This is a genomic window from Methanobrevibacter sp. (genome assembly GCF_045112895.1).
In the GTDB taxonomy this organism is placed as follows: domain Archaea; phylum Methanobacteriota; class Methanobacteria; order Methanobacteriales; family Methanobacteriaceae; genus Methanocatella.
In genome coordinates this window covers 14,984-41,553 of sequence record NZ_JBGUIH010000033.1, presented here as the reverse complement: position 1 = coordinate 41,553, position 26,570 = coordinate 14,984, and the positions used below count along the sequence as shown (strand labels likewise).

General features: G+C 38.9%; 34 protein-coding genes. 19 read left to right on the top strand and 15 right to left on the bottom strand.

The genetic code is table 11. The features are described 5' to 3' along the window. The first annotated feature begins 2 nt into the window (after window positions 1-2). Both ACJMLD_RS06635 and ACJMLD_RS06630 read left to right on the top strand, forming a co-directional pair. Window positions 3-905, top strand: coding sequence for an SPFH domain-containing protein (locus tag ACJMLD_RS06635; protein WP_405269548.1), 903 nt, complete (start codon window positions 3-5; stop codon window positions 903-905). A gap of 24 nt (window positions 906-929) precedes the next feature. Then, window positions 930-1,802, top strand: a complete 873-nt coding sequence (locus ACJMLD_RS06630) for a damage-control phosphatase ARMT1 family protein (RefSeq protein WP_405269584.1) — start codon at window positions 930-932, stop codon at window positions 1,800-1,802. Window positions 1,803-1,833: 31 nt separating this feature from the next. Here ACJMLD_RS06630 and ACJMLD_RS06625 read toward each other — a convergent pair whose 3' ends face one another. The 3 genes from ACJMLD_RS06625 to ACJMLD_RS06615 are packed head-to-tail and all read right to left on the bottom strand — an operon-like array spanning window position 1,834 to window position 3,238. Then, window positions 1,834-2,364 (bottom strand): macro domain-containing protein, encoded by a 531-nt coding sequence (locus ACJMLD_RS06625; RefSeq protein WP_405269545.1) that lies wholly within the window; start codon window positions 2,362-2,364, stop codon window positions 1,834-1,836. Window positions 2,365-2,392: 28 nt separating this feature from the next. Next, entirely contained in the window at window positions 2,393-2,710 is a 318-nt protein-coding gene (locus ACJMLD_RS06620; protein ID WP_405269542.1) for a TfoX/Sxy family protein, read from the bottom strand. Between the two features lie 36 nt (window positions 2,711-2,746). Further along, a complete protein-coding gene (locus ACJMLD_RS06615) occupies window positions 2,747-3,238 on the bottom strand; it encodes a deoxycytidylate deaminase (protein WP_405269539.1) in 492 nt (163 codons plus the stop codon). A gap of 234 nt (window positions 3,239-3,472) precedes the next feature. On the opposite strand from ACJMLD_RS06615, the gene ACJMLD_RS06610 reads away from it, so the two are divergent. Beyond that, window positions 3,473-3,742 carry a TfoX/Sxy family protein gene (locus ACJMLD_RS06610; RefSeq protein WP_405269536.1) on the top strand — a complete coding sequence of 90 codons (270 nt, stop codon included), beginning with the start codon at window positions 3,473-3,475 and terminating at the stop codon, window positions 3,740-3,742. Window positions 3,743-3,966: 224 nt separating this feature from the next. On the opposite strand, the gene ACJMLD_RS06605 is transcribed toward ACJMLD_RS06610, so the two are convergent. Both ACJMLD_RS06605 and cobM read right to left on the bottom strand, forming a co-directional pair. After that, window positions 3,967-4,431: a hypothetical protein gene (locus tag ACJMLD_RS06605; RefSeq protein WP_405269534.1), complete on the bottom strand. Its 465-nt coding sequence runs from the start codon at window positions 4,429-4,431 to the stop codon at window positions 3,967-3,969. 332 nt (window positions 4,432-4,763) lie between these two features. Further along, a complete protein-coding gene (gene cobM, locus ACJMLD_RS06600) occupies window positions 4,764-5,516 on the bottom strand; it encodes a precorrin-4 C(11)-methyltransferase (protein WP_405269531.1) in 753 nt (250 codons plus the stop codon). A gap of 97 nt (window positions 5,517-5,613) precedes the next feature. Here cobM and ACJMLD_RS06595 point away from each other — a divergent pair, with 97 nt between their 5' ends. Genes ACJMLD_RS06595 through ACJMLD_RS06575 form a run of 5 tightly spaced genes read left to right on the top strand, consistent with a single transcriptional unit; the run spans window position 5,614 to window position 7,587 of the window. Then, complete coding sequence (locus tag ACJMLD_RS06595; protein WP_405269528.1) at window positions 5,614-6,009, top strand: hypothetical protein; 396 nt, start codon at window positions 5,614-5,616, stop codon at window positions 6,007-6,009. After that, complete coding sequence (locus ACJMLD_RS06590; RefSeq protein ID WP_405269525.1) at window positions 6,006-6,503, top strand: hypothetical protein; 498 nt, start codon at window positions 6,006-6,008, stop codon at window positions 6,501-6,503. The genes ACJMLD_RS06595 and ACJMLD_RS06590 overlap by 4 nt, the downstream gene beginning before the upstream one ends. A gap of 16 nt (window positions 6,504-6,519) precedes the next feature. Further along, complete coding sequence (locus tag ACJMLD_RS06585; protein WP_405269522.1) at window positions 6,520-6,891, top strand: carboxymuconolactone decarboxylase family protein; 372 nt, start codon at window positions 6,520-6,522, stop codon at window positions 6,889-6,891. A gap of 60 nt (window positions 6,892-6,951) precedes the next feature. Continuing rightward, window positions 6,952-7,218 (top strand): hypothetical protein, encoded by a 267-nt coding sequence (locus ACJMLD_RS06580; protein ID WP_405269519.1) that lies wholly within the window; start codon window positions 6,952-6,954, stop codon window positions 7,216-7,218. Then, window positions 7,219-7,587, top strand: coding sequence for a hypothetical protein (locus ACJMLD_RS06575; RefSeq protein WP_405269516.1), 369 nt, complete (start codon window positions 7,219-7,221; stop codon window positions 7,585-7,587). Here ACJMLD_RS06575 and ACJMLD_RS06570 read toward each other — a convergent pair. The 3 genes from ACJMLD_RS06570 to mtxX are packed head-to-tail and all read right to left on the bottom strand — an operon-like array spanning window position 7,584 to window position 9,838. Further along, window positions 7,584-8,345: a TatD family hydrolase gene (locus ACJMLD_RS06570; protein WP_405269514.1), complete on the bottom strand. Its 762-nt coding sequence runs from the start codon at window positions 8,343-8,345 to the stop codon at window positions 7,584-7,586. The two genes, ACJMLD_RS06575 and ACJMLD_RS06570, sit on opposite strands and share 4 nt — an antisense overlap. Next, window positions 8,346-9,110 (bottom strand): polyprenyl diphosphate synthase, encoded by a 765-nt coding sequence (uppS, locus tag ACJMLD_RS06565; RefSeq protein WP_405269511.1) that lies wholly within the window; start codon window positions 9,108-9,110, stop codon window positions 8,346-8,348. Window positions 9,111-9,115: 5 nt separating this feature from the next. After that, window positions 9,116-9,838 carry a methanogenesis marker protein Mmp4/MtxX gene (mtxX, locus tag ACJMLD_RS06560; RefSeq protein ID WP_405269509.1) on the bottom strand — a complete coding sequence of 241 codons (723 nt, stop codon included), beginning with the start codon at window positions 9,836-9,838 and terminating at the stop codon, window positions 9,116-9,118. Between the two features lie 169 nt (window positions 9,839-10,007). On the opposite strand from mtxX, the gene ACJMLD_RS06555 reads away from it, so the two are divergent. The 7 genes from ACJMLD_RS06555 (at window position 10,008) to hdrA (ending at window position 17,414) form a co-directional block, all read left to right on the top strand. Further along, window positions 10,008-10,730, top strand: coding sequence for a UPF0280 family protein (locus ACJMLD_RS06555; protein ID WP_405269506.1), 723 nt, complete (start codon window positions 10,008-10,010; stop codon window positions 10,728-10,730). Window positions 10,731-11,086: 356 nt separating this feature from the next. Further along, window positions 11,087-11,374: a UPF0058 family protein gene (locus tag ACJMLD_RS06550; RefSeq protein WP_405269503.1), complete on the top strand. Its 288-nt coding sequence runs from the start codon at window positions 11,087-11,089 to the stop codon at window positions 11,372-11,374. A gap of 157 nt (window positions 11,375-11,531) precedes the next feature. Then, on the top strand, window positions 11,532-12,302 hold the full coding sequence (comA, locus tag ACJMLD_RS06545; RefSeq protein ID WP_405269500.1) for a phosphosulfolactate synthase: 771 nt from the start codon (window positions 11,532-11,534) through the stop codon (window positions 12,300-12,302). Window positions 12,303-12,320: 18 nt separating this feature from the next. Next, window positions 12,321-13,568 (top strand): methanogenesis marker 16 metalloprotein, encoded by a 1,248-nt coding sequence (locus ACJMLD_RS06540; RefSeq protein WP_405269582.1) that lies wholly within the window; start codon window positions 12,321-12,323, stop codon window positions 13,566-13,568. An 8-nt stretch (window positions 13,569-13,576) separates the two neighbouring features. Beyond that, a complete protein-coding gene (gene hdrC, locus ACJMLD_RS06535) occupies window positions 13,577-14,170 on the top strand; it encodes a ferredoxin:CoB-CoM heterodisulfide reductase subunit HdrC (RefSeq protein ID WP_405269497.1) in 594 nt (197 codons plus the stop codon). Beyond that, window positions 14,167-15,108 (top strand): ferredoxin:CoB-CoM heterodisulfide reductase subunit HdrB, encoded by a 942-nt coding sequence (gene hdrB / locus ACJMLD_RS06530; RefSeq protein ID WP_405269494.1) that lies wholly within the window; start codon window positions 14,167-14,169, stop codon window positions 15,106-15,108. The genes hdrC and hdrB overlap by 4 nt, the downstream gene beginning before the upstream one ends. Continuing rightward, window positions 15,105-17,414 (top strand): ferredoxin:CoB-CoM heterodisulfide reductase subunit HdrA, encoded by a 2,310-nt coding sequence (gene hdrA, locus ACJMLD_RS06525; protein WP_405269491.1) that lies wholly within the window; start codon window positions 15,105-15,107, stop codon window positions 17,412-17,414. The genes hdrB and hdrA overlap by 4 nt, the downstream gene beginning before the upstream one ends. A 5-nt stretch (window positions 17,415-17,419) precedes the next feature. On the opposite strand, the gene ACJMLD_RS06520 is transcribed toward hdrA, so the two are convergent. The 3 genes from ACJMLD_RS06520 to comD form a co-directional block, all read right to left on the bottom strand. Then, a complete protein-coding gene (locus ACJMLD_RS06520; protein ID WP_405269488.1) occupies window positions 17,420-17,680 on the bottom strand; it encodes a MarR family transcriptional regulator in 261 nt (86 codons plus the stop codon). A gap of 98 nt (window positions 17,681-17,778) precedes the next feature. After that, a complete protein-coding gene (comE, locus tag ACJMLD_RS06515; protein ID WP_405269485.1) occupies window positions 17,779-18,315 on the bottom strand; it encodes a sulfopyruvate decarboxylase subunit beta in 537 nt (178 codons plus the stop codon). Between the two features lie 4 nt (window positions 18,316-18,319). Continuing rightward, the gene (gene comD / locus ACJMLD_RS06510; RefSeq protein ID WP_405269482.1) at window positions 18,320-18,817 is read right to left on the bottom strand and encodes a sulfopyruvate decarboxylase subunit alpha; all 498 of its coding nucleotides are present in this window, start codon (window positions 18,815-18,817) and stop codon (window positions 18,320-18,322) included. Window positions 18,818-19,008: 191 nt separating this feature from the next. On the opposite strand from comD, the gene cofH reads away from it, so the two are divergent. After that, complete coding sequence (gene cofH / locus ACJMLD_RS06505) at window positions 19,009-20,130, top strand: 5-amino-6-(D-ribitylamino)uracil--L-tyrosine 4-hydroxyphenyl transferase CofH (RefSeq protein ID WP_405269480.1); 1,122 nt, start codon at window positions 19,009-19,011, stop codon at window positions 20,128-20,130. Between the two features lie 8 nt (window positions 20,131-20,138). Continuing rightward, complete coding sequence (locus ACJMLD_RS06500) at window positions 20,139-20,726, top strand: thymidylate kinase (RefSeq protein ID WP_405269478.1); 588 nt, start codon at window positions 20,139-20,141, stop codon at window positions 20,724-20,726. Here ACJMLD_RS06500 and ACJMLD_RS06495 read toward each other — a convergent pair. Genes ACJMLD_RS06495 through priS form a run of 3 tightly spaced genes read right to left on the bottom strand, consistent with a single transcriptional unit; the run spans window position 20,716 to window position 22,464 of the window. Next, on the bottom strand, window positions 20,716-21,213 hold the full coding sequence (locus ACJMLD_RS06495; RefSeq protein WP_405269475.1) for a hypothetical protein: 498 nt from the start codon (window positions 21,211-21,213) through the stop codon (window positions 20,716-20,718). The genes ACJMLD_RS06500 and ACJMLD_RS06495 overlap by 11 nt on opposite strands. A 14-nt stretch (window positions 21,214-21,227) precedes the next feature. Next, window positions 21,228-21,485, bottom strand: a complete 258-nt coding sequence (locus ACJMLD_RS06490; protein WP_405269472.1) for a hypothetical protein — start codon at window positions 21,483-21,485, stop codon at window positions 21,228-21,230. 1 nt (window position 21,486) lies between these two features. Then, window positions 21,487-22,464: a DNA primase catalytic subunit PriS gene (gene priS, locus ACJMLD_RS06485; RefSeq protein WP_405269470.1), complete on the bottom strand. Its 978-nt coding sequence runs from the start codon at window positions 22,462-22,464 to the stop codon at window positions 21,487-21,489. 103 nt (window positions 22,465-22,567) lie between these two features. On the opposite strand from priS, the gene ACJMLD_RS06480 reads away from it, so the two are divergent. Then, on the top strand, window positions 22,568-23,083 hold the full coding sequence (locus tag ACJMLD_RS06480; protein WP_405269467.1) for a hypothetical protein: 516 nt from the start codon (window positions 22,568-22,570) through the stop codon (window positions 23,081-23,083). Here ACJMLD_RS06480 and priL read toward each other — a convergent pair whose 3' ends face one another. Next, the gene (gene priL, locus ACJMLD_RS06475) at window positions 23,084-24,412 is read right to left on the bottom strand and encodes a DNA primase large subunit PriL (protein ID WP_405269464.1); all 1,329 of its coding nucleotides are present in this window, start codon (window positions 24,410-24,412) and stop codon (window positions 23,084-23,086) included. Between the two features lie 158 nt (window positions 24,413-24,570). On the opposite strand from priL, the gene metG reads away from it, so the two are divergent. Then, entirely contained in the window at window positions 24,571-26,562 is a 1,992-nt protein-coding gene (metG, locus tag ACJMLD_RS06470; RefSeq protein WP_405269461.1) for a methionine--tRNA ligase, read from the top strand. The last annotated feature ends 8 nt before the right edge of the window (window positions 26,563-26,570 follow it).

Below are 26,570 nucleotides of genomic sequence, written 5' to 3'. Positions count from 1 at the left end.
AAATGATATTGTATATTTTAATTTTAATTGTTTTAATTATAATAGGTTTAAAATCCGTTAAAATATTAAGGCCTTATGAAAAGGGTGTTGTAGAAAGATTAGGGAAGTATAATCGTACTGTCGGAAGCGGTGTTGCTATTCTAATACCTTTCATAGAAAAGATTGTCAAAGTCGACCTAAGGGAACAGGTGGTAGACGTTCCGCCTCAGGAGGTCATTACAAAAGACAATACAGTAGTTGTTGTGGATTGCGTAATCTTTTATGAGGTCGTCGATGCATTCAATGCGACTTATAATGTAGTCAATTTCTATCAGGCAATTACAAAATTGGCGCAAACCAACTTAAGAAATATTGTTGGGGACCTGGAGCTTGATGAGACTTTGACTTCCCGTGAAATGATCAATGCGGAATTGAGAGAAGTATTGGATGTTGCAACTGACAAATGGGGAAGCAAGGTCGTCCGTGTTGAGATACAAAAAATCGAACCTCCTCAAGACATTGTCGATGCAATGAGCAAACAGATGAAAGCTGAAAGGTATAAGAGAGCATCCATTTTGGAAGCTGAAGGTTATAAGCAATCTGAAATTAAAAAATCCGAAGGTGACAAGCAAGCGGCAATTCTTGAAGCTGAAGGTCAAGCGGAATCTCTTTTAAGAATCGCTGAAGCAGATAAGAAAGCAGCCATATTAAGGGCTGAAGGTGAAGCGGCCGCAATCGAAAAGGTCTATAATGCAATTCATGAAGGAAATCCTGATGATGGCCTGATTGCTGTTAAATACTTGGAATCCCTGGAAAAAATTGCTGACGGCAATGCATCAAAAATATTCCTGCCTTTGGATACCAGCGGCGTTTTGGGATCTGTTGCAGGAATTGCAGAACTATTTAAGGAAGATAAAAGAGAATAACTTTCTTTTTTCTTTTTTTTATCTATAGGTTGTGGTATTATCAAATCCAGTTATGAATGTGCAGCCTGCATCTTAAGGCAGGTCAAGGAAGTAATTGACTTGTCATGCAGCGATGAAAAGTTAAAATTCGAATTGATGAGTGATTGCATAAACATTATGGCAAAAGACTTCAGAGACTCACAGCCTAACGGATTGGCAACAGTAGTTAATCAATATGTTAAAGAGAAAACAGGATGTGAAGACCCTTATTCTAAACAGAAAGAGGTCAGCAGTGAAATTGCTTTGTCACTAATGCCGAAAGTAAAGGAAATCCTAAAAGCAGATGATGGCTTGGAAACCTATGTGAAGGCAGCAATTGTTGGAAATATCTTGGATTTCGGAGCTTATGATGTTAATACTGATTTTAAAGCACTGATTACCAATAATCTAAATGAAAATCTAAGCATAAATGATATTGAAGAATTTGAAAATGCATTGAACAGTCACGATGAAGTGTTGTATCTGGTTGATAATGCAGGTGAAATCGTATTTGACAGATTGCTGATTGAAAAGATGAAGGAATATGATGTCAATGTGGTTGTTGCGGTAATCAGCAGTCCGATTGTTAATGATGCATGTATGAAGGAAGCGGTCGATGCTGGTTTGGATGAATTGGCATATATCATTACAATGGGATGTGATTCGGGCGGAATCGTAGAGGAAATGTTTTCAGATGATTTCAGGAAGGTCTTTGATGAAAGTAGATTCATAGTTTCAAAAGGAATGGCAAACTATGAGGGACTGACTGAGATGGATTTGGACGGCAAGGATGTCTTTTCCCTGCTATGTAGCAAATGCAGTCCTATTTCCAGAAATTTGGCTATTGAAGTCGGTTCGTTTGTGCTTAAAAAATTATAATCAGATATAAAACATTATTTCAATCAAAAAGCTATTTTTTTAATCCTGTTTCATTAATTGCCTTTTCACCCAGTTCTTTTGATTCATCACTCAATACGGCAAATATGATGCTGATAGGGTAATCAGGATTATCGTAAATGAAATCACTGCAGGATTGAATTGCTATTTGCCATGCCTGTTCTTTTGGATATCCGTATATTCCTGATGAAATTAATGGAAAAGCGATTGAACAGCAGTCATTCTCTTTTGCCAGAATCAAGGATTGCTTGTATGCATTGTAAAGCAGTTCCGATTCGTTGCTGTTGCCGCCTTGCCAAATGGGGCCGACTGCATGAATGACATATTTTGCTGGAAGATTAAAACCTGGGGTAATTACGGCATTGCCGGTTTTACAATGACCTATATCGTTGCATGCATTTGCAAGCTTTGTTGCTCCGGCTTTGCGAAATATCGCTCCACAAACTCCACCACCTTGTCTAAGTTGGCTGTTTGCAGCATTTACGATTGCATCAGTTCTTAAATCTGTTATGTCAATTTGTTTAATCCCTATATTGCTTTCCATTTAAATCAATCTCATTTTGGCTATTGCATTACTTGCGCTTTTTCTTAGGTGCGGGAAGTTCTTCATACATTGCTTCGAAAAGCTCTCCTAGAAAATCCCTGTCTTCCACATCATCAACGAGGATCATTTCCTTAGCGCCTTCATACGGCAATTCCATATCCGCATCAGGCATCATCTCCCTTGCCGCCTTTACAGGCTTTACAAGGAAGCGGTTGTCGTAGATGCCTCCGATAATCTTGCCTCGATAGTATATGATGTATTCCCCCATCATTTTGCGGTGGGATATGTCCTCCAAATCTGATAGCTGCTCCAATATATATTCTAGATACTCTTTGTCTGATGCCATTAAGACCTACCTGTATTTCTAGTTGTACTGCCTAAATTACATGCAACATTCGTTTGCAGCCTGATTATGTAGTTTCGAGGTCCCTTTTTTGCTGATTATCTCATCGATTCCTGAGTTCTTTATCATTCTGAAGCATATAGGACAAGGTTCAGCATCTTCTATTTCCACCCAAGCACCATCATCATACTTTTCTCCAGCAAGATAAATTGTTGAGCCGAGCATTTCATTCCTGCTTGCACTGATCATGGCATTCTGTTCGGCATGTACTGAAAAACAGTCATTATAGTTTCCTGAGTTGGATGGAAGGTTCATCCTTTTACAGTTTCCCCTATCGCAACAGTTTTCATCTCCCCTTGGATTACCGTTATAGCCTGTACTGATTATCTCATCGTTGTTTACTATCACGGCTCCGTATCTCCTTTTCAAACATGTGCTTCTTTTTGATACTGCTAGGGCAATTGCAAGATAATATTCGGTTTTGCTCATACGGTTTGCGTTATTTTCATTCATTGATTTCTCATCTGCCATATCTTCTGTCTCCTTCCCTTTAAAAAAAGCTATTTAAGAATTAAGTTAAATCTTGATAATTCATATTTCAATGAATTGTTCCATATTATACTATTGATGTTAATATTAATTAAATTGAATGCAATGTTTTAGCTTTTTGTGAATGGTGAAAAATATAAATCCTAAAATAATCAAATCTCTTAAAGAGAAATTGCATTAAAAATCAATTTTTAAAAATAGCTATGAGGTATTGAAATGGGTGAACTGTCTAAACTGCCGAATATAGGCAAAGTGCTGGAAGAGCAATTAAATGATGTGGGAATAAGCACTGTCGATGAATTGATTGATATCGGCAGCAGGGAAGCATGGCTAAAGATTAGGGATGTAGACGAAAGCGCATGCGTAAACAGGTTGATGGCATTGGAAGGAGCCATACAGAACATTCGCTGGCATGACCTGTCTGATGGGGATAAAAAAAATTTAAGAAATTTCTATAATTTGCAAACCAAAAATAGTAATCTTTGAATAGGTTTTGAATAATTTCTTGTAAGATATACATTTCAAACGTCATTAATCGAGATATAATGTTTATTATTTGTGTTTACATATTCTGTAAACATTGCTTTAAACTTGTAAAATTACAATTACACTTCAATATTCTTATATACATTGCAAAAACATTTAAAAATATTTTATTAATTTTTAAGTTTTTAATAAAAAATGATGAACTTAAATAAGTCCATCTATAATTATTTAATTATATCTTCAAAATTTACACCATCTGGAACACGAATATCAATTAATTTACCATCTTCAACATAAACAAATGCATTTTGAGAAGGTGTTGAAAATTTATAAGAGATACCTGTTTTTCCAGCTATTTCGGTATTATTTTTCAAATCTTCAAAATCAGTTGCTGAAACTACAATATCATCTAATGATAATTCAGTCCCTTCTGGATTTTCATTTAAAACACTAATCCAAATAAGATTACCATTTTCATCTTCATAAATACCAGTTTCGCCTTTATATCCCATGCTCAAATAGTTGTCTGCAAAATTATTTCCTTCGGCTTCTTTATAGCCATCTGGAAGATTAAATTCTATTCCATTTACATTAACACCATTGTCAAACCATCCAGCACTAACAATACTTGATGATAAAACAATCATGATTAAAACTAATGAAATAACTAAAACTTTTTTAATATCCATTATTTACCCCCTTTTAATTGGTAATAAAAAATTTATAAAAGAACATATTTATAAATAACGACCCTATTTGTGGTGCAAAGAAAAATATTTATTAAGTTTTGAATAATTGCTTGCAAAATATACGTTTCAAACACTGCTTATTTTTCCTTATTTTGTCCAATAAAACACTTCAGAATCCTTCTTCAAAAAAAGTTCCGGGGACACTATTTTAACTCCTAAAATATGGTGTGGTTTTCCTCAAAAACCATACAATTTAAAACCATTCTAGCCTTCTTTTAACTGATTTTTGAGGACATGAATTTTTCATTGAAAAATGAGGGTGTTTTCCTCACTCAACGATATTCATGTTTGAAGTTTTTGTCATATAGCTTGGATGCATTAAAGTCCCCAGGGTCTAGGACATCTCCCACCACAATCATTGCAGTCTTTGTTATATTGGCATCTTTTACTTTGTCTGCAATATCCGCAAGGGTTCCTCTGATTATTTGCTGGTCCGGCCAGGTTGCCTTTTTGACGACTGCCACAGGAGTGGTTTCCTCATAGCCTTCAAGCAATTCATCGACCACCTTGTCGATCATACCTATTCCCAAAAAGATGCACATTGTCGCATGATGCTTAGAAAAGCTGGCAATGCTTTCCCCTCTAGGTTTAGGAGTTCTTCCTTCAGGGCGTGTGATGATGACGCTTTGTGAGATTTCGGGCAATGTCAGTTCTGCTTCAAGAACGCTTGCTGTACCGAACAATGAGCTTACGCCGGGAATGATTTCATATTCTATGTCATGCTTTTTGAGCTCACGGATCTGCTCTGCAATCGCTCCGTAAATTGAAGGATCGCCAGTGTGTACACGGGCAACCAATTTACCTTCGTTGACTGCTTCAGTAATTATGGCATCAGTCTCATCCAAATTCAGGTATGCGCTGTTGTGAATCTCACAGCCTTCTTTTGCAGGGCATAAAACATCTTTGTTAACAAGTGAACCTGCATAAATGATCACGTCAGCCTCTTCGATGACTTTTCTTCCTTTAACGGTAATCAAGTCAGGGTCTCCAGGACCTGCACCAATGAATATAACTTTTCCTTTCATGATTAATTCTTTAGTTCAAATATTATTTAATAATTATGTATGAAAATTGACTTTTAATCAGAGAAAACTTTATTAATTTCAAAGATAATTAAAAAATATGGACAGTAAAGGTTTCATTTCAGTTGAATACATATTTTCATTGTTTATAGTCTTTATTATTGCTTGCAGCATATTATTTTATAGCGAATCAACAATTATTTCAAGTTTCAATATTGAAGACGGCATACAACATCGATTGATTCTGGATGGTGTGGCAAATGCAATCGGACAGGTGAATTCAAACGGCGAAGGATTTTCAAAATACATTGAAATGCCTTCGGATAAGGGGTATTTTGAAATTACGGTCGAAAGGTCCAAACTGACAATAGAATATGACGGCAAAAAGGGGGAAACGTTACTTCCGCTTTTGAATATCGATAAAAAATATAAATTGCTTAGCGGCAGAAGCTATTGCATTTCAAAAGATGATGAGGGAAAAATCGTGATAACATGATGGATAGTAAAGGTCAGATGTCAGCGGAGCTCTTGTTCCTTTTCGGCTCGCTGATAATCGTTTTAATGGTTTCGATGGTGTTCATTGCAGGCGAAAATGAGCTGAACATTGCGATGAACGCCGCTCGAAGCGGTGCGATTGAAGGTTCGGCCGCATCATCTAGTGGAATCTATCCAAGCGATACATATTGGGACTATTCGAATTCCAAGACAGGTCTCTTGCATCCATATTCCGTTGAAATAGTAAACGTTTCATACTCTGAAATGGGAAATGACGTAAACTACGGTAAAAAGAGAATCCAGTTCAAGGTCTATGCAAAAATCTCAGACAGATTCAAAAATAAGGAGCTGGTTTCGATTGGTGATAGGATCAATTACAATTTAAGAAAATCGGTTGCCGTCAGCTTCAATACGACCCAGGCAACAAATAAGCTGTACAATCCTGTCTTTTCACCACATTATGTTTTCACTACCGCCAATGTTAAATGGGTTTAACTATAGAAGTATAATCATGACAAGGTATGAAAAAGGAAAGGAAGTTTTGGAAGGCATCCAAGAAAGGCCTTTGGATGAAATATTCGGTGCCATTGATGACATTGCGCCGGATATGGCAAGATTTGTCGTTGAGTTTCCATACTCAGAGATTTACACACGTCCCGAAGTCGATTTGAAGACACGTGAGTTGTGTACCGTTGCGGCACTGACAGTCTTGGGAACAATTCCCCAGCTCAAGGACCATATCGGTGCGGCTTTGAATGTCGGAAACACCCCTACCGAAATCGTTGAAATCATAATGCAGATGAGCGCATATGCAGGCTTTCCAAAGGCAATCAATGGAATAGTGGCTGCAAAGGAAGTTTTTAATGAAAAGGATTTGCTCTAGTGGGGGATTGAAATAACAGAAGATACATTTGAGGCGATAGCTTCCAAACTGCAGGATGAATTGGCAGACATTATCATTAACAATGTTGAAGTGAATGACTATCTGCTGGTAATGTACAAGTACATTTTCATAAGTGAGATGAAAGTTCCTTTGCAGGAGGATTTGGGTGTTCAAATCAGTGATGATTCATTCATTTTGTATATCATTCCAGATGATTTGGAATTGAGTCTTTTAAGGAAGCTGGATGATGTCTTCGATAGGTTCAAGGCTACTTTCATGCCGAACCCTTATAATTTGATTAAATTGAAATTTAGCTTGTGTGATTAGATGTACAGTGATGAAGAAAAGCAGCAGTTGATGGATGACTTAAAGGAAATGGAAACCTTCAAAGCCGATGTAGGTGATGAAGGAAAGATTCTGCAGGAAGATTTGAAAAGCTATTTCATAAATGGCGTTGGCGATAAGGAAGATTTAATTTTTAGAATCGAACTCTATTTCTATGCATTTAAGCTTTTCTGCAGAAAAAAGGTCGTAATAGATAGGAATCAATTCACCGTATTTCTAAACGATTCGCTCCTTGACTGGCATCTGGTCAATCTGGTGATGCAGGATCTGACGGATTTTGAACTTGAAATCGAGGCGGTTAAAGAAAACAAGGATGTCCTGATTGATTTGAACTTCACGCTCCATTACTAGATTCTGAAAATCTTTCGGGCATTGTTTGTGGTAACCTCATCAACGGTCTCCACATCAACATTCTTTATCTCAGCTATTTTGTAAACCGCATTGACGACATTTGCAGGCTCGTTCCTGTCCTCTTTTGTCATGGCCAGGTATGGGCTGTCGGTTTCTGTTAGAATATAGTCCAAATCTATTTTTTTGATTAAGTCCTGATGCTGCTGTGAATAGCAGAGCATTGTGGAAAAGCTCATATAGGCATTTCCCATATTCTTTATCCTTTTTGCAGTTTTCAGGCTTCCGCCGTAGCAGTGGAAAACAAAATATGGAATGTCCTCATAATCCGCAACGATATTGACCGCTTTTTTCTCGCAGTCCCTCACATGCATTACGATAGGCTTTTTATATTCATTTGCAAGCCTTAAAAAGCCTGTGAAAATTTCCTCCTGCCTTTCGCGCAATGCCTTATCGGTAACATAAAAATAGTCCATTCCGACTTCGCCGATGGCAACAATTTCGTCGAGATGTTTGGCAATGTTTTCGTGTGCGATTTTTATTTCATCTTCTGTGGCGTTCTGTGAGCTTACAGGGTGAAATCCAAAAGTAGGATAGATAAAGCCTTCATAATCCTTTGAAAGCTGCAGCACTTTCATGTTGCTGTCATTGCTGAAGCCTGAAACGATGACATTATCCAACTTGTCTTCAGCCCTTTTGATGACTTCTTCACGGTCGTCATCAAAGTCTTCAAAATCAATATGGCAATGTGTATCTATCATTTAAGTCCCAAACCTTCTGTCTCTTGCTTGATAAGACCTGATGGCTCTTATGAAATCAACTTTTCTAAGTTCAGGCCATAATGTTTCACAGAAGTACAGTTCGGAATATGATGATTGCCAAAGCAGGAACCCGCTTAAGCGCTCTTCCCCGCTGGTTCTGATGATTAGGTTAGGGTCGTCAAGCCCTCCGGTATAGAGGTTTTTGCTTACGAGCTCTTCATCCACATCATCAATTGTAATCTTTCCATCCTGCACGTCCTGAATAATCTTTTTGAATGAATCAATGATTTCCAAACGCCCATCATATCCAATAGCTAAATTAAGTAATCGTTTATTGTAATGTGCAGTTGCCTCTTCCGCATCCTTGATTGCTTCCTTTACGTTATCCGGAAGCAATTCGGTTCTTCCCACTACCTTTACCCTCACTTCGTTTTTGTGTATCCTTTCATCGTCAACTAGTTTCTTGAAGTTAATGACAAAAAGTTTCATCAGACCGTCAACTTCATGCTGTGACCTGTTGAAGTTCTCTGTTGAGAAAGCGTAGGCGGTAATGATTTCTATTCCAAGTTCAATGCTCCAATCCAGAACCTTCTCTAGGGTATCAACGCCGACTTCATGCCCCTTTAAAACGTCCACATTTCCTTGAAGCTTGGAATATCTTCTGTTCCCATCCATGATTAGGGCCACATGCTTCGGCATCTTTTCGGGAACCAAATCCCTTGAAATGTACCATTCATATATTCTGTAAAGTATATTTTCCGCCATTCAAATCACTTTTCAAGTTGATCCAAGTCATTGGCTAGGGTCAGGCTTCTGACATAACCTTCGATGCTTTGGTCTCTGCTTGTATCGATGTATATCTTGTCCATGCCGAAGGTTACGGCACCGTAACTTGGCCAGGAGTTCAGTAAAACGAGTGTTCTGAAAATGATGTTCCCGACCCTTCCGTTTGGTGCAATGATAATGTTGCAGTTATCGTTAATTGCTTTTTCAACTAATATATAATAATTCTTGACTTCTTCGGAAGTGTTTTCCTCAATGAGCTTTGTCAATCTTTTGCTTTCGGTTATTGATTTGGATACCTCTTCGCCCCTTCCGAAATCATCTTCCCTTCCTTCTGCAAGAATCGCTATTTTTGGCTTTTTTCCAAGCATTTTCAAAAAGTCTATACAGTGCTCGACGATTCTGAATCTGTCCTCAACAGTCTCGCCCTCATCGATTCCAACGGGGGTTAACAAAAACTCGTATTCGTCTCCGTTGATGTATGTTGCTCTTGAGATGTCGGGATAGTTTTCCTTCAGTTCTCTCATGATGTTGGACGCTGGAAGTGAACCGCGGACTACACCATGAATTTTCTCATCTAAAACTGCCTTGACTAAGTCTTCATCACGATATATTAGTTTTAAATTTGTTTTTGGGTGTTTTTCTTTAAAAATATGACAGGCCTGTATAATATTTTCGTTTTCACCAACACCAATAGCTATTGTTTTCATTAGTTAATAGTTTGTATTTTCATATATAAATTAATTTTTCTATTTTGTCAATGATATTTTGAAAAAAATGGTTGAATGGGTTCATCTTTTGATAAACTTTTCAAATGGCATAGGCATTTTGTTGGGCTTTCTTGATAATTAATATAGTTTCAACGGCAAATATTAACATATGAATTTTTCTCAAATCGATTTGGACCAGACCCACATCCGCCTGACAACAGATTTGGATAGCCATAATCTGAAAAGCCATATCCTTTCAATCAGGAGAGACTTGAAAAGATATATCCTGAAAAATGAGGACTTTTTATTATCACTGGATCCCATTAAGGCAGATGAGGACCTGCCATTGATTGTCAGTAAAATGATTGAATCATCGAAGATTGCCGATGTCGGGCCGATGGCCTGCGTTGCCGGAACGATTTCAGAGATGTCCTTGGATTATCTCATCAGCAATGGTTCAAGATATTCTATTGTTGAAAACGGCGGAGACATTGCATTGATAAACGATGAGGATGTCTTGTGCGGAATCTATTCGAACAATCAGGTTTTGGGAAATGACATTGCCTTCAGAATCAAGGCCCGCAAAAGCCCGCTTGGAATCTGCACCTCTTCCGGAAAGATTGGCCATTCCATCAGCTTCGGCGTGGCCGACAGCGTTACCGTCATTTCAAAATCGTCATCTGTTGGCGATGGGCTTGCAACAAGAATCGCCAATGAAGTGAATGGCGAGACAAGTGAGGATAAGGTTTCCAACGCTTTGGAGTGCTGTGAGGATTATAGGGAATTTTTTGAGGGGGTCCTGATTATTTCGCAAAGTCATGTCGGAACGGTCGGCAGGCTTCCCAAGATTGTCGAGACAAATGAATTCGATGTCAGGATATCAAATCATTGACGAACCTCATGACGAAATCATATTTCTGATTAAGTATTACTATTTTAATTAATCGCACCTTTCAGATTTTCACATCCATGGCTGAAATCTTACAATGTATCCGGCCAAATCTATATCTGCACAGCCAATTTTTGAATTATTATGTTGAAATCACCATGTTTTTAAATAATTTAGTTAAATGAAGTTTATTTTTATAAACTTTAAACTAAAATTTCAGAATTTGCTTATAAAATCATGTCAAGTAAACTAATTTTGAATGCAATATTTAAATATGATTAGTTATTAAATATTACTTTATAGAAAAGGGGAGTTAATTTTTAACTAACTGAAATTAGTTAATAATGGGTTAGATATCTATGTATAAGGACGAAATGATACAATTACATCAATTTTTGGTATATGTTTTAAAATTTTTGGCTGAAGATGATCAAATCAGAAACGATTGCAGTGAGTATATAACACTAAAGATAAGCCCACACCATATTCATAAGACAAAAGCGGAACATAAGCATGCTATTTTTGTTCTATGCAAAATTATCTCTCAAGTAATGGCAGAAAAAGATGAAAATGCCATTCCTGAAAATGTTCGCAATTCACTTTCAGACCTTGTGACAAGATCCGAAAGCGAAATCAATGCGGATTAATTTCCCACCACTTTTTTTTAATTTATTAATATACCATACGTTATTCTTTTTTTTAATCAGTTTTTATAGTCTTTAATTTCGCTAAAAAGCAAAGAGTTAAAAAGCTATATGTACAATTAGTTATTATTTAAAATTAAATTTAGTCTGAGTGATATTTTTGAAATCATTTGAATTTTTATCTAAAAAGAGAGAGGAAAAACCTAGAGATTGCGGTCTTACAATGGTTTTGGACAAGGGTTTAGGCCTTGAAATGGCAGATAGCCTAATGGACATTTCAGGAGAATATGTCGATTATCTGAAATTCGGTTGGGGAACCTCAATCGTGCATGAACAGGACATAATAAAGGCAAAGGTCGAAATGTATAAGGACCATGACATAACCCCTTATACAGGAGGAACACTGTTTGAACTGGCTTACAAAGCAGATAAACTAGAAAAGTTTTTTAAAGAAGCCCATGAATTAGGTTTTCCAGCTATTGAAATATCAGATGGTTCAACCAATATTGTTCATGAGGATAAGCTGAACTGCATTAAAAGAGCTAGTGATGAAGGTTTTGAAGTATTATCCGAAGTCGGAAAAAAGGACCCTACTCTAGATAGGGAACTGTCATTGGATGAAAGGATTTCCCAGATGCAGGATGAGTTGGATGCCGGTTCATCACTGATTATTGTTGAAGCTCGCGAAGGCGGAAAGAACATTGGAATCTTTGACAAGTCAGGCAATGCAAAGGAAGATGAAATAGATGTCATTGTAGATGAAATCGACAACAAAAAGATTCTATGGGAAGCTCCAAACAAAGACCAGCAGGTATTCTTTATCTTGAAATTTGGCAACACCGTTAATTTGGGGAATATCTCAAGTGACGATATAACCTCTCTTGAAACCCTAAGAAGGGGTTTGAGGGGAGACACATTAGGAAAAATTTAAGGAAGTATTCAATTGACTATTAATCGAAGCATTGATGAAATCAATGAAAAAATCAGCAACGGCGAAGCCAACATCTACACGGCCGAAGAGTTCAAAAAGCTAATCAAAAGGGATGACGCTCCAGGTTTCGATGAAGTTGACGTAGTGACCTGCGGCACATGTGGAGTCATGAGCGGAACTGCCGCAATCCTGAACTTTATAGTTTCCGAACCGGGAGAGTTCATAAGAGCCAGTGAGGTATATCTAAATGGAGTTCCAGCCTATGCAGGGCCATGTCCAAACGAGTGGCTGGGATCAGTCGATGTGATACTTCACGGAACCGCACATTCAATTCATGACGATAATTATGGAGGAGGATTCTTGCTTAAGGACTTGCTTGAAGGGCGTGAAATTGATGTAAGGGTTGAAAGTGCCGACGGAAAGACAATAGAGAATACGATAACAATGGAAGATGTCACAAGGGCACAGATAGTCGGAGCCCGTATGGCATTCAAGAATTATACCGCATTTACAAATCCGAACAGTGAAGAGGTTTCATCAATATTTGCGGCAATTCCACTTGAAGGTAACCTGAGGGGATTGACATTTTCAGGATGCGGAGACCTGAACCCTCTTCAGAATGACGTGCCTCAAAATGTGATTAAGGAAGGAAGCAAGGTTCTTGTGAACGGTGCTCAAGGCTACATATTGGGAAACGGAACAAGGTCAAGTGATGAAAAGCCGAACCTGATGCTGTCCGCTGATTTGACAAAAATGGACCCATATTATATTGGAGGATTCAAGACAGGCCAGGGCGGAGAGGTCTATGATACTGTAGCCATTCCAATACCTGTGCTGAATGAGGAAATCTACAATAACTTGCTTATAACTGACGATATGGTTGACATTCCGGTGACTGACATCAAGGGACGTCATTTGCCTTTGGACAGTACAGATTATGGCAAATTGTGGGATGATTATGACTTGAGGCCAAGATATGACGATTCAAAATGCTTAACCTGTGATAAATGTGCCGTAGAAGGAATTTGCCCGACAAACGCATTTACTAGGGGAAGATTAAACCTCACATATTGCTTTGGCTGTGGAATGTGCGCCAATTACTGTCGCCACCAATCATTTAAAATGAATACTGGAAGCGTTGATTTGACAATCAATGGAAAGGATGTCAATGTTCCAATAATTTGCCGCCAATCCGATAGATTGAGAGCTAACAAGCTATCATTGAAATTAAAGAAAATGATTGAAAACCAAGAGTTCAAACTATAGGTGAAAATATGCAGAAGATTACGGACTCACCGATTGAGTTTGCAGAAGACATAATCCATGACGTTAAAAACTCAAAAGAGGATGGAGTTTTAAAGTGTGTGCAGTGCGGAATGTGCACATCAACCTGCCCCGCAGCAAGGCATTCCGACTATAACCCAAGAGACATCATTGAAAGGGTCTTGGAGGGGGATTTGACAATCCTTGAAGACGATTGCATATGGAACTGCTTCTATTGCTATACCTGCCACAGCGTATGCCCTGTTGGAAACAGCGTCTGTGAAGTAAACCAGATTCTAAAGCAGTTTGCAATCAAAAACGGAATTGGATATGACAAGCTATATGAATATTTGGGATTTGCCGATTCATACTTTACAGCAGCCATTGGAGCAATACCCGAAATATTTTTCACAGACATTGACCGTGACGTTCCGGGATGGTGGCAGTTCAGGCAGAGTCTGGATGAAATAAGAAATGAGCTGGAGCTGGACCCTCCGTTGATGCCATCCAAGGAAGTAATTGATGAAGTAAGCAAGATATTGACAATAACAGGATTTAAGGACAAGATTGAAAAGATAAGGGAAACTCAGGAGGAAGACGAATGAAGGCAATTCCCGATAAAGACATCCTTTTGTTTAGAAGCTGCCTTGTCAGCGTAGAGTATCCCGGTGTTGAGGCATCAACAAAATTCGTATTCGATAAGCTGGGCATCGATTATGCAATTTCAGAAAAGCAAACCTGCTGCACAGGCCTCGGACATTACTCAGACGTATTTGACCAGATTGATACCACAGCAATTGGGGCCCGCAACTTTAAGATTGCCAAAGAAATCGGCAGGCCAAATCTTGTAATGATGTGTGCAACATGCTATGCAATCAATAAGAAGTCTGTAAAACTCCTGAATAAAAAGGATGACTTGAGAGATCACATCAACAAACTATTTGACGATAATGGATTATCACACTTGAAATATGGAAAGGATGACCTGAAACCGACAGAAAACATTTTCCATGTTGTAGACATTTTATATGGCAAAAAGGATGAAATCAAGGACCATATAAAATATGACTTAAGCGACTACACAATAGCGACCCATCACGGATGCCATTACTGCAAAGTTCACTATGAGGACACAATAGGTGGCGTAAGGGATCCGAATGTCATGGACGAGCTGATTGAGGAGTGCGGCTGCAGGACAATTGGGTGGTATGACCACAAGCGTACGACATGCGGCACGGGTTTCAGGCAGAGATATTCCAATCCCGAGCTATCATTCACGGCAACCGCTGATAAGATGAATGCAATCGAGGATGAGGATGTTGATATTCTGGTGCATTTGTGTCCGAATTGTCATATACAATTCGACAGGTATCAGCATTTGATTGGAGAACGTGAAGGAAGAAAATTCAGGGCAATACATCTCAATATTGCCCAGTTCATAGCATTGGCTATGGGCGGTGACTTGGATAGGGTCATCGGACAAAAGGCCCACACTGTTCCAATCGATTCGGTAATAAGGGAGTTAAAGGAGGTTTCTAAATGAGGGATGATTTGAAAGTTGGCGTTTTTTTATGCGAATGCGGAGGAAATATTGCGGATATTGTTAATCTGGATGAAGTGAGAGCATCGCTTGATGTGGAATTTGTTGGACAGTTTGAAAACTTATGTTCCCTAAACGGCCGTAAGCTGATTCGCGATGCGATATTTGACCATGATTTGGATAGGGTTGTCGTTGCGGCATGCTCACCGATAAGTCATGAAAAGACATTCCAGGATTATGTAAAGCCTCTAAACCCCTATCTGATGGACATGGCCAACATTCGCGAACAGTGTTCATGGGTACACTCAGACAAGGAAAAAGCCACACACAAAGCAATTACCCTAATCAACGCATCAATCGAAAAGGTAAAGCAATCGGATGCAGTGGACCCTATTTACTGCCAGACTCCTGATGAAGTGGCGGTAATAGGTGGGGGAATAGCCGGTATGAATGCGGCGCTGTCCCTTGCAAAGCAGGGAATAAAGGTTACTCTAATAGAGCAGTCCCCTTCAATCGGAGGGCACATGGCAAAAATAGGCAAGGTATTCTCACCGGTCAAGATTGCCGAAGAGTGCGGAATGTGTCTTCTAAACCCGATATTGAATGAACTTGTCTGGAACGAAAACATTGAGGTTTTGACAAATACAAAAGTCATTGAAGCTGAAAGGAGAGCGGGAACCTATAATCTGATTTTAGAGAAATCTCCTAGATATGTAGATACCGAAAAATGCATTGCGTGCGGAAAATGCGCTGAAGCATGTGAAGTGGAGGTTCCGAACGACTGGAATGACAATTTGTCAATGCGCAAGGCAATCTACAGGCCATTCGGACAGTCATATCCTGAAAGCTATGTCATTGACATGGACAATTGTGACAAATGCAGCAACTGCGTTAAGGCATGCAGCATGAAGGCAATCAAGCTTAGGGGAAAAAGCGAAAAGATACCTCTCCAGGTCGGTTCAATCATCGTTGCAACAGGACATAAGCTATTTGACATGGAGAAAAGGCCGGAATACGGATACACACGCTATGATGATGTTATAACTCAGTCTGAATTGGGCCGTATTACAGGTGTGAACGGACCGACTAAAGGCAAGCTTCTAAAGGCAAATGGTGAGGTTCCGAAGCGTGTCGTAATGATACAGTGTGTCGGTTCAAGGGACGAAAAGCCTGACGGACATAAGTATTGTTCAAAGATATGCTGCACCGTTGCCCTTAAGAATGCAAACATCATCAAGCATAAATACCCTGATACCGATGTTCTAATCTGCTATACTGATGTCAGGACTCCTGGCATGTTTGAAAAGTACTACAAGCACACTCAGGAAAATGAGGTCCGCTTCTTGAGGGGGCGTCCCGGAGAAGTGGTTAAGAAGGGAGACAATTTCATCGTAAGGACAGAAGACACATTGAAGGGGGAATTTGTTGAAATCGAAGCAGACATGGTTGTTCTTTCAACTGCAATGGAGCCGTCGGAGGGTACCAGGGAAATTGCCGAAATATTGAATGTGGGTACAACCGAAGACGGATTCATCAAGGAATCACATCCTAAAATCAAGCCTGTTGCTACAGATGTTCAGGGAATATTCGTTTGCGGAACAGCACATGATCCGAAAGACATCACGGATTCAATCATGCAGGCAACAGCGGCGGCCGCAAAGGTAAGCGAATACAACTATGGAGGTGTGGAAATAGAGCCTTTCATTGCAGAGATTGACAATGACAGATGCATACTTTGCGGTGAATGCATCTCAAGGTGCAAATACAAGTCCATGAGCATACAGAACGAAGAAGTCTATATTGACCCGATGAGCTGTACAGGATGTGGAAAATGCCTTATAGGATGCAATCAAAGGGCCATTACTGTAAACGGTAACATCGATGAGAAAATCATGTCTACAATTAAGGGAGTATTGTCCAAAAAGAAGGATGGCCAGCGCATGATTCTAGTGTTCTTGGACAATATCGGATACACTGCCGCCGACAATATTGGAGTGAACAGGCTATCGTATCCTGAGTCAATACATATCATTAAGGTCATTTCCGTAAATAGGGTTCGCCCAAGACATATCCGATATGCTCTTGATAATGGTGCCGATGGGGTATTCATCGGTGAGTTCCCTGGAGATTTGATGTATGATGAGGTCGAGCGCAAAATCCAAAGGGTAAAGGACAGAATCTCTGAAATGGGTGAAGACCCTGAAAGGGTTACATTCTCAAAGGTTTATATTCCATACTTCTCAGGACTTGCCCGCAAGTTTATAGAATTTGATAAAAAAATAGAAGAATTGGATGAAGCTGAATCATAGCTTCATTATAATTTTTTAAGGATTTCCAATCCCAAGTCTGTGCATTTGTATAATCTGCCTTTCCTTACTTCCTCATTTACGCAGATTACTAAACCTTTTTCCTTTAGGTCTGATAGTGCTGCTGACACTTGGCTTGTTTTTATATTATTCTCTTTAGCTATTTCTGAAGGCATCTTCAATTCATTGCCAATTGACTTTAGGGTGTTTGTCCTATAAGGAGAAATTTTGATGTAGCCAAGTATTTCAAAAAGTTCTTTCTCATCCATGATAATATTGTTTAATTTAAATTAAAAATCTTTATATACCTTTTATGTTCTTTTAGATTTTTTTAATAATAATTTAAACATAGTTGAACATTAAATGATTAAATGGAACTCATGAACCTATTTTTAATAGCGACAGGGTCCAAATCAATGATGGGGGCCTTTGAGTTTCCAGCTTCAGTATTATACACAATGAAACTCGCATCATCGCTTTTAATGAACTCTTTCAAGTCGATGTCCCTGAAGTCGTAGCTGTTCTTAAATCCAACGCCTCTTGCAACATCAACCAAATCAAGCACCTGTGCATAGGTATCCTGATTGCCTGTTGAGCCGTATGCCCCGTTGTCTATCACAATCCATGTTAGATTGCGAGGATTGTTTGCAAATACTGTCACAAGAGAGCCCATGTTCATTAGGAGTGAACCGTCCCCGTCAATCACAACGACATCCTCATCGGGTCTTGATAACGCCAAACCCAAGCCGATTGATGAGGCAAGGCCCATTGATCCGATCATGTAAAAGTTCCTGTCCCTGTCCTTTATGTCATATAGTTCTCTTGATGGAAATCCTATATTGCAAACGACAATCTCATCATCGATGCATTCCATTATGTCTTTGATAGCTTCCCTTCTTGCCATGTTATCACCAATATTTGATTTCTAATAATACGCTCACAGGCTTTCCCTCTTCGACAGATAAGTCCCATGCTTCCTTTATGTCTTCATAGGCCCCTTCAGGATTTCCAGGCTTGAAAAACTGAAAGTCCATCGCTTCAAGAATTCTAGGGGTTGACTCGCCCATCGGGACCTGTCCGCAAATAGTCTCTCCTTCGGTTCCCCTATGGCTCATTATCATAAGCAGTGGCATTTCGTATAATTCAGTTAGGGATTTCAATGCATTGATTGAGTTTCCAAGCCCTGAATTCTGCATTAGGATAGCCGGCTTCTTCCCCCCAAGATAAGCTCCGGCACATATTCCGATTCCCTCTTCTTCACGTGTTACCGGAACGTGAATTATCTCTTCATCATCATCAATCATGTTCAATAGCTTTGATAGGTTAACGCAAGGAACGCTTACGATAAAGTCGATTCCGGCATCTTTAAGCGCATCAAATATAGCTTCACTACTATCCATAGTCATCACTTCTTTGAAATATTGTTACATTATTATGTTGCTATTGCTATAAATAGATATTTAAATTAGAAAAATCCATCTAATCTTGAATATTTTGAATATTAATATTATATTTTCTTTTTAATTAATGTAAATTTTAATGTTATTGATTAGATTAATAGAAAGCTTTTTATTTAAATTAAAAGTAATATAAAATCATGTTTGATAAACTGCCGATTTCTTCTAAAACAGAAAGAATCTTAACAAAATCATTGGATGAGGACATTACTGTTGAGGAAGCAAACCATTTAATGAATATTAAGGGAGCGGAATTATTCCCCCTGCTAGCAGCTGCCGATTATCTAAGAGAAAAAATCGTTGGAAACAATGTAACATTCATTAATAACTGTAATATCAACTTTACAAATATCTGTAAGGTCAGATGTGGATTTTGTGCATTCGGAAAGGATGCAGATGACCCCGAGGCATATATCTTAAGCGACGAACAGATTTTGGAAAAAGCCCATCGCGCTGTAGGAAACGGCGCTCGCGAGTTCACATTGATGGGCGGTGTGCTTAAGGATGCAGACATCGATTATTATGTGCATCTGCTTACCTTATTGAAGGATGATTATCCTGATGTTTCAATACACGGATTTTCACCAACAATGGTCAGGGATGCATGTTTGGTTTCAGGAATTGATGTTGCGGAAGGTTTTGAAAGGCTTAAAAGCGCAGGCCTTGACACATTGCCTGGAACTGCAGCAGAAATATTGACTGACAGGTCTAGAGAGATAATATGTCCTGAAAAGGTAAGCGTAGCCGAATGGATTGATATTGTAAAGACTGCTCAGGAAGTTGGCATTCCAGGTTCTGCAACAATAATGTATGGTCATGTAGAAACTTTAGAGGAAAGGGTAGAACATATCGACATTATCAGACAAATCCAGCAGGATACTGGAGGATTTACAGAATTCATTCCAATGACATTTATGCATGAGTTTTCCCCAATCTTTCTGGAAGGCCAATCCGATTTGGGAGCTACAGGAACCCAGGATTTAAAATTATATGCTGTTTCAAGATTAATGCTTAGGGATTTAATCCCGAACATCCAGGTGTCATGGGTGAAAATGGGGTTCCGTTTTGCTCAGGTATCCCTTATGGCAGGAACCAATGATTTGGGCGGTACTTTAGGAGGAGATGAATTGTCTGAAGCTTCAGGAGCTCCCGATGGAGTTGAAGCATCAATTTCCACATTAAGTAGGATGGTTAGGGATTTGGGAAGAAACCCAATAGAGAGAAACTCCACCTATACGGAATTTTATCCAGTTGATGAATAAGTGATATCATGAAGAAATTTGTTGTTTTTGATGGTTTGGACGGATGCGGAAAGGATACGCAAGTGAGACTGTTGTCTGAAATGTATCAAAGCAAAGGGCGTGACGTTGTTGTAAGGTCACATCCATGCAACGACAATAAGTTCGGCCGCAAATCAAAGCAGGCCCTTCTGAAAAAGGGGAAGATAAACAAAATCAAAGCAACACTCTATTATGGTCTTGACGCGCTCAGATCAGTTCAAATGTACTGCTACAATAAAAAGACAGATGTTGTGATCTTTTCAAGATACACTATGGCTGTAGCCTATCTACCGGATGGAATCAACACTATCGTCTATAAGATTGTTTCATTTGTTCTTCCAAAATCAGACTGCATGTTCTTTTTGGATGTTTCTCCTGAAGAATCCTTAAGAAGAATCAAATCCCGTAATGAAGAGGAGGAGATGTTTGAGAATATCGATGACTTGAGGGAAGTTCGTTCAAAAACAAAGGTGGCCACATATGAATGGAACATTATCCCGGCAGATGACCCGCCTGAAGTAATTTCTCAAAAAGTAATCGATATCTGCTTGAAATCAGACCAGAAAGCTATTCAATAGAATCTTTTGACCATTGGTAGGCTATTCGTGGTGAGCCATCGGCAACATAGATTATTCCACATTTTTCAAATCCGTTTTTTTCAATCTGTTTTTGCATTATTTTATTGCTATGGTGAGTGTCAATTCTGATGTTGTCTGAAATGCTTTTGCAGTAGTCCATTGCACATCTGAAGATGCCATGTACCTTTCCATCGCTTGCAATTCTGTGCAAGGTCACATATGCTTTCTCGTTAAGCCATTCTCCTTTTTCAATATATTGGTAAGTCGGTTCCAATCCGTCAAAAAGGGCAAAAACGCCGTGAGGCATCTCATCATCACATATCAGATGGCAAGTTCCGTTGTTTATATCTTCTTTTATTAACTTTTCTGTAGGGTAGAAGTGTCCCCATTGGTTGGGATTTCCGGATGCAATCATATAGTCTTGAGCAACCCGATAAATGGTCATGATTTCGCTTAAATCATCGATAACCGCTTTTCTGATATGCATCATATTTCTCCTGATTATAGGACTTCCTTGATTCCGTCATTGGTGATGATCATTAGAGAATCAAGATTCTTTATAAAAAGTGAGGCTATTGGGTGGGTTTGGATGTCCTTGTGCATGAAAACAATCTCTTCATCTACAAAATCAATCCAATTTACATGATAAATAACGACGCCATTTACAATCAATCCCAAATAAGCCGGAACAAACCTGTCTTGGTTAATCTCTTCAAAATATTGGTTGTTTCTCAAAATTCCTCTTAAAACGTCATCCATATTATACACCTTTTCTTTCATAAACGAATTTTGGCACAGCTTTGTCAAAAGGATCGAAGGTTTCCCTGTTTTTGACTTCCATGCATTTCATGCTTACCTTTGAATGCAGTGAAGAAGGAAGTCTTAAAATCCTTTTCAGGTCTATTGTTACTTTTGCATCTATTGTTGCAAGATTGACGCGGGCCATGGCTTCAACAAAATTCTTGTAGCGTCTAGGGCCAATATCCCTTTTGAAGTAGCCCCAATCGTCATTTTCCAGATGGTGTCTTGAAGCAATAATGTCCTTCATCAGCTTTGGATTGATTCCATCAATCTTTTCATTTCCGACCAAGTGCTGGACATTGAACTTGACCTTATCGGTAAATATCTTTGAGTATCCTACAGGAATTGTGAAGTGTTCAAAGTTGAAGCTTTGATTTGAAACTTCTGAGTTTATGAATTGGGATTTTGGAACTTCAGCGCCTGCAACATATTTCAAAACTTCGGATCTCAGCTCGCTGTTTGCTGTCATCATCTCTTCATCCAGTATTCTGATGTGATATCCCCTGCCGGAATAGATCAGATGGATATTTTTTAAACCTAAATCGCTTTCTAATGTATCAATTAAAGAATTAACAATTTCTAAAGCTTCGCCAAGGCAGGTTTCACAAACCCCTTCGCATTGGCAGGACCTGATTGGAATATCCTTTGCATCAACGTCGAAGATGTATTCCGCCTTAAGCCAGTCTTCCCTTCTTCTTGGATTGTTGTAGAATGCCACGGAAATGTATGCTGCAAAGGGAGCCTTATATCTCAAGAATTTCTTCAAAGACTCAGGACCTCTGAATACCTTATACCTGTCGTTAGGTCCCTTACCGTTGTGGTCAAAACCGAATTCCCTTTTCTTTAAATCGGTAGAGATGAATTCCGGCAAGTCTTTGACTGACCATTCCTCACGGTAATATTGTCTTCGCTCTTTTAGGCTGGCTTTAGAAAACATGATTATAGGTTTATTTTTAAAGTATTTATTTATTCGGTAAGTGCACATTTGTGCAAAAATGTTTTCGCACACTTTTATTAATTATGATTGTTAAAGTATTCTCATGGAAGAGATAGTTGAAGTGATTGGAGTTGAACATTTGAAGGTAATCTTGTCAAGCCTCACGCCTGAAGAAATTGTAAGGCCGGCCTATGAAAACTGGCAGGCAGGCATCAGAACAGGCCATACTGTACTGAATTTGGAAACCGGCAAGGTTTACGGGCTTGGAATCGAATTGAATCAGCTTCCTCTGGCTGATGACATATACATTGAGTTGTTCACAATCGATTCATATGAAGAGCCAATCGATGAAGAGGAACTCTTCTCCGAAAAGGAATATGACGAGTTTTTGGATTTCAGCAGCAGCGAACCTTCAGAGTATATTCCCGATATCATAACAGAATTTTGTGAAATAAATGGAATAGATGAGGATATGCGCAAAATTGGATTGTTGGCTTATAATTTTGAAAAAGAGGAGCAAGCCAATTATAATATGTGGGAAACAGCTATTTTAAATAAGTATTATGATGCAATCTATGAAGGCCATAATCCATTCATGTTTTCACAGAACTCTTACTGATTACTCATTTTTTGCATTGTCCAGCTGGTATTTTTTGCGTCCATAGCAGGACAATGGGTTGTTTATGCCTTTGCAGGACTTGTCGGGATGGCATAGGGTAGGCAGGTGTATCTTGATTTTTTCACAGCTCATCGGTGTGTACCATTTTGTTTCGCCTTCGTGGTTGATGTCGACCCTGTCATGCATTCCAAAGCCCAGCTTTGAGATGATATTTATCTTTTCTTGGGGCTGGTCTTCAAACAGAGGTGGTGTACAGTTGTCTGCAGCATCGAAAATCAACGGCAGAATCTCATTTTCAGTAATTGACAAATCAGGATCCATATCAGAAACCTTCACTGTCTCATCTGATGCGAATATTCTTGGATATAAACGAGCATATGAAGCGAATGAAGTTAAAAGAAGCACAATTGCATCGTTACGTCCACCTGATGATACTCCTTCGACGGTTGCCTTGATGCATGGTGGAAACGCTTCCGGATTCAATTTTCCAGCTTGGACCGAACCATATATTCCTCCGCTTCCGGCATAATACTGGTTATATTTGCTGATTTCTTCTGGAATGAATTCTTTTAGCTCTTCACCAATCTTGATGATGGCCGGATGGATTTCAATCCTGGCTGACATTTCCTTGATTCTTGCAATGTATTCCTCGGTTTTCTGCATTATCAGTCTTGATAGGATTTGCTCTTTTACGCTTTCTCCGATTAGGATATTGTACATTCTGTCCGGGCTTCTGTCATGGAACTTTTCTGAAAACCTCTCTAAAAAGTCATCCTGCTGGAGTATGATGTCCCCGTCATCAATAAGCAAATCAGTCAATTTAAGCTTTTTTGTTGCTATTACGTCCTTTAGTGATTTCCATTCAATAGATCCATCTGTCTTTACTTCATCAAGCACTTCGTCTATAATTTCCGCTCTTGTCATTGGGGCTATCTTTGCAAGCCTTTCTAAGATAAGTGTTCCTTGTGATTCGACAAAGAGTCTTGTTTCACGTGACCCGAGATTGAATTGAATTGCTATGGCCTGGCACAATATATGGAATGTCACGACATCCTGCTGGAACAGGTCGCCGTTTGTCATGTATTCGAATTCAGATTGTCTGAAATTGGTGTTGTTCTTTTTCTCGATTGCCCATTGGATGCGCTTGATGGCCAGGTCATGGTAAGACTTCGGAATCAAGGTGTCATCGGAGATTCTTTGATTTGTTGTATGGGTACACAGGTCTATCAAGTATTCATCTTCCTCGAATATCTGATTTAAATCCCCATATTTTCTAATGATTCCTCTTCCTTCGTCGGATAATGGGTTTATATAAGAAACTTCAGACATGATTCTTAATTTTTCTTTTCTATTTTAAATAGATTGCTCATTTTTAAAATCAATATTTATTTCAATTCATCATATTATAACACTGTTAAAAATAATACTTTATAAATTAAGATTAACATAATTAAATAATGTCTAAAATAATAAAGGGGATTAGATAAATGTCAAAAATTTTCATTTCATGTGCATTGCCTTATGCAAACGGGCCATGTCATTTGGGACACATTCGTTCAACCTATCTGCCTGCAGATATCTATGCCAGATACAACAGGATGGTTGGAAACGACGTATTACTGGTTTGTGCAACAGATGAGCATGGAACTCCAATTGCAGTCAAGGCGGATAAGGAAAACAAGAAACCGATTGAAATTGCAAAAAGATATCATGATTTAATTGTAAAAGATGTAGAATCAATGAACATCTCTCTGGATAACTTTACAAGAACTACAGATGAGGCCCATTATGAAATAGCCAAAAATTTCTTTAAGGATTTATATGACAACGGATTTATCTACAGAGAGGATATCCAACAGTTATACTGTCCGAACTGTAATAAGTTCCTGCCTGACAGATATGTGGAAGGTTTATGTCCTGTCTGCGGTTCTGAAGCAAGGGGTGATCACTGTGAAAAATGCGGAAGAGCGCTTGATCCAACAGAACTCGACGAACCACAATGTATTACCTGCGGAACAACCCCTATAATTAAGGATACCTTCCAGTATGCATTCAAACTGTCAGAATTTGAAGATGACCTGAAGGAGTATATAGAAAACAATGAAAACCTTCCGGCAAATGTCAAGAATTACGCATCAACCTGGCTAAATGACGGACTGAATGACTGGATTTTAACAAGGGATATGGATTGGGGTATCCCAGTGCCTCTTGAAGAGGCCGAAGGCAAAGTATTATACGTTTGGATTGAAGCATTCTTAGGTTATATTTCTTCAGCATCACAATGGTCAGCACAATCCGGCCTTAAATGGGAGGAATACTGGAACGACTTTGTGGTTCATTTCATAGGCAAGGACATCATTTACCACCATTCAATCTTCTGGCCGGGCCTTTTAAAGGCATACGGTTGCAAATTGCCAGACATGATTTACGCAGGTGAATTCCTTTCACTTGAAGGTGAAAAGATGTCTACAAGCAAAAACTGGGTTATTTGGATTGCCGATTTTGTAAAGGACTATGACCCGGACCTATTAAGATACTTCTTGACAATCAACGCTCCATTGAACAGGGATTCAGACTTTTCATGGGATGATTTCCAAAGAAGAAACAATGATGAACTGGCGGATGTAATCGGAAACTTCCTGCATAGGACATTTACATTTACCCGCAAGTATTTTGACAGCCAAATCCCTGAATATGCAAATCCTTCCGCTGAAGATGAGGAATTCAAAAAGGCCATTGAAGAGTTGCCTGCAAAAGCTGGTGAATACATAGCCAACTTTGAATTTAGGGAAGGATTGCTTGAAATATTTAAGGTAGCCAAAAAAGGAAATAAATATTTCAATGACCAAGAGCCATGGAAGGCAGTTAAGGAAGATATGCAGAAAGCTGCAAATTGTCTCTATTTATCTAATCAGCTTGCAAAAACATTAGCTTTCACATTAAAACCATACTTGCCTACCAAAGCTGATGAAATTGCTAAAATATTGAATATCGATGACCTGTCCCAGTGGAAAGATGCGGCTGTATTCCTTCCATCAGGACACAAGATCAACAAGGCCAAACCTTTATTCAAAAAGATTGATGATGACGTGATTGAAGCCGAAAAGGCAAAATTGCAAGAAAACCTAAAAGAAAGCAGTGAGGATGAGAATATGAGTGATTTAATTAGTATTGATCAATTTGATGAAGTTGTAATTAAGATAGGACAAGTTTTAAAAGCCGAAAAAATAGAAAAATCAGACAAATTATTGAAATTGCAGGTAGACATCGGCGAAGACGAGCCAAGGCAGATTGTTGCAGGACTTGCAAAATTCTACTCTCCGGAAGAATTGGTTGACAGAAAGGTATGTGTCGTTGCCAACTTGCAGCCTGCAAAGCTGTTCGGAACCTTGTCTCAAGGCATGATTTTGGCAACAGGTGAAAGCGGTGCATTGTTATCCCCTGATGAAAACGGAAAAGTCGGTGAAAGAATTCAATAGATAGATTA

Bases quoted from the DNA above. Each gene is read 5' to 3' on its own strand.
- ACJMLD_RS06635 (WP_405269548.1), top strand. From the start codon at position 3: ATGATATTGTATATTTTAATTTTAATTGTTTTAATTATAATAGGTTTA.
- ACJMLD_RS06625 (WP_405269545.1), bottom strand. From the start codon at position 2,364: ATGGAAAGCAATATAGGGATTAAACAAATTGACATAACAGATTTAAGA.
- ACJMLD_RS06620 (WP_405269542.1), bottom strand. From the start codon at position 2,710: ATGGCATCAGACAAAGAGTATCTAGAATATATATTGGAGCAGCTATCA.
- ACJMLD_RS06615 (WP_405269539.1), bottom strand. From the start codon at position 3,238: ATGGCAGATGAGAAATCAATGAATGAAAATAACGCAAACCGTATGAGC.
- ACJMLD_RS06610 (WP_405269536.1), top strand. From the start codon at position 3,473: ATGGGTGAACTGTCTAAACTGCCGAATATAGGCAAAGTGCTGGAAGAG.
- ACJMLD_RS06605 (WP_405269534.1), bottom strand. From the start codon at position 4,431: ATGGATATTAAAAAAGTTTTAGTTATTTCATTAGTTTTAATCATGATT.
- cobM (WP_405269531.1), bottom strand. From the start codon at position 5,516: ATGAAAGGAAAAGTTATATTCATTGGTGCAGGTCCTGGAGACCCTGAC.
- ACJMLD_RS06595 (WP_405269528.1), top strand. From the start codon at position 5,614: ATGGACAGTAAAGGTTTCATTTCAGTTGAATACATATTTTCATTGTTT.
- ACJMLD_RS06590 (WP_405269525.1), top strand. From the start codon at position 6,006: ATGATGGATAGTAAAGGTCAGATGTCAGCGGAGCTCTTGTTCCTTTTC.
- ACJMLD_RS06585 (WP_405269522.1), top strand. From the start codon at position 6,520: ATGACAAGGTATGAAAAAGGAAAGGAAGTTTTGGAAGGCATCCAAGAA.
- ACJMLD_RS06575 (WP_405269516.1), top strand. From the start codon at position 7,219: ATGTACAGTGATGAAGAAAAGCAGCAGTTGATGGATGACTTAAAGGAA.
- ACJMLD_RS06570 (WP_405269514.1), bottom strand. From the start codon at position 8,345: ATGATAGATACACATTGCCATATTGATTTTGAAGACTTTGATGACGAC.
- uppS (WP_405269511.1), bottom strand. From the start codon at position 9,110: ATGGCGGAAAATATACTTTACAGAATATATGAATGGTACATTTCAAGG.
- mtxX (WP_405269509.1), bottom strand. From the start codon at position 9,838: ATGAAAACAATAGCTATTGGTGTTGGTGAAAACGAAAATATTATACAG.
- ACJMLD_RS06555 (WP_405269506.1), top strand. From the start codon at position 10,008: ATGAATTTTTCTCAAATCGATTTGGACCAGACCCACATCCGCCTGACA.
- ACJMLD_RS06550 (WP_405269503.1), top strand. From the start codon at position 11,087: ATGTATAAGGACGAAATGATACAATTACATCAATTTTTGGTATATGTT.
- hdrC (WP_405269497.1), top strand. From the start codon at position 13,577: ATGCAGAAGATTACGGACTCACCGATTGAGTTTGCAGAAGACATAATC.
- hdrB (WP_405269494.1), top strand. From the start codon at position 14,167: ATGAAGGCAATTCCCGATAAAGACATCCTTTTGTTTAGAAGCTGCCTT.
- hdrA (WP_405269491.1), top strand. From the start codon at position 15,105: ATGAGGGATGATTTGAAAGTTGGCGTTTTTTTATGCGAATGCGGAGGA.
- ACJMLD_RS06520 (WP_405269488.1), bottom strand. From the start codon at position 17,680: ATGGATGAGAAAGAACTTTTTGAAATACTTGGCTACATCAAAATTTCT.
- comE (WP_405269485.1), bottom strand. From the start codon at position 18,315: ATGGCAAGAAGGGAAGCTATCAAAGACATAATGGAATGCATCGATGAT.
- comD (WP_405269482.1), bottom strand. From the start codon at position 18,817: ATGACTATGGATAGTAGTGAAGCTATATTTGATGCGCTTAAAGATGCC.
- cofH (WP_405269480.1), top strand. From the start codon at position 19,009: ATGTTTGATAAACTGCCGATTTCTTCTAAAACAGAAAGAATCTTAACA.
- ACJMLD_RS06500 (WP_405269478.1), top strand. From the start codon at position 20,139: ATGAAGAAATTTGTTGTTTTTGATGGTTTGGACGGATGCGGAAAGGAT.
- ACJMLD_RS06495 (WP_405269475.1), bottom strand. From the start codon at position 21,213: ATGCATATCAGAAAAGCGGTTATCGATGATTTAAGCGAAATCATGACC.
- ACJMLD_RS06490 (WP_405269472.1), bottom strand. From the start codon at position 21,485: ATGGATGACGTTTTAAGAGGAATTTTGAGAAACAACCAATATTTTGAA.
- priS (WP_405269470.1), bottom strand. From the start codon at position 22,464: ATGTTTTCTAAAGCCAGCCTAAAAGAGCGAAGACAATATTACCGTGAG.
- ACJMLD_RS06480 (WP_405269467.1), top strand. From the start codon at position 22,568: ATGGAAGAGATAGTTGAAGTGATTGGAGTTGAACATTTGAAGGTAATC.
- priL (WP_405269464.1), bottom strand. From the start codon at position 24,412: ATGTCTGAAGTTTCTTATATAAACCCATTATCCGACGAAGGAAGAGGA.
- metG (WP_405269461.1), top strand. From the start codon at position 24,571: ATGTCAAAAATTTTCATTTCATGTGCATTGCCTTATGCAAACGGGCCA.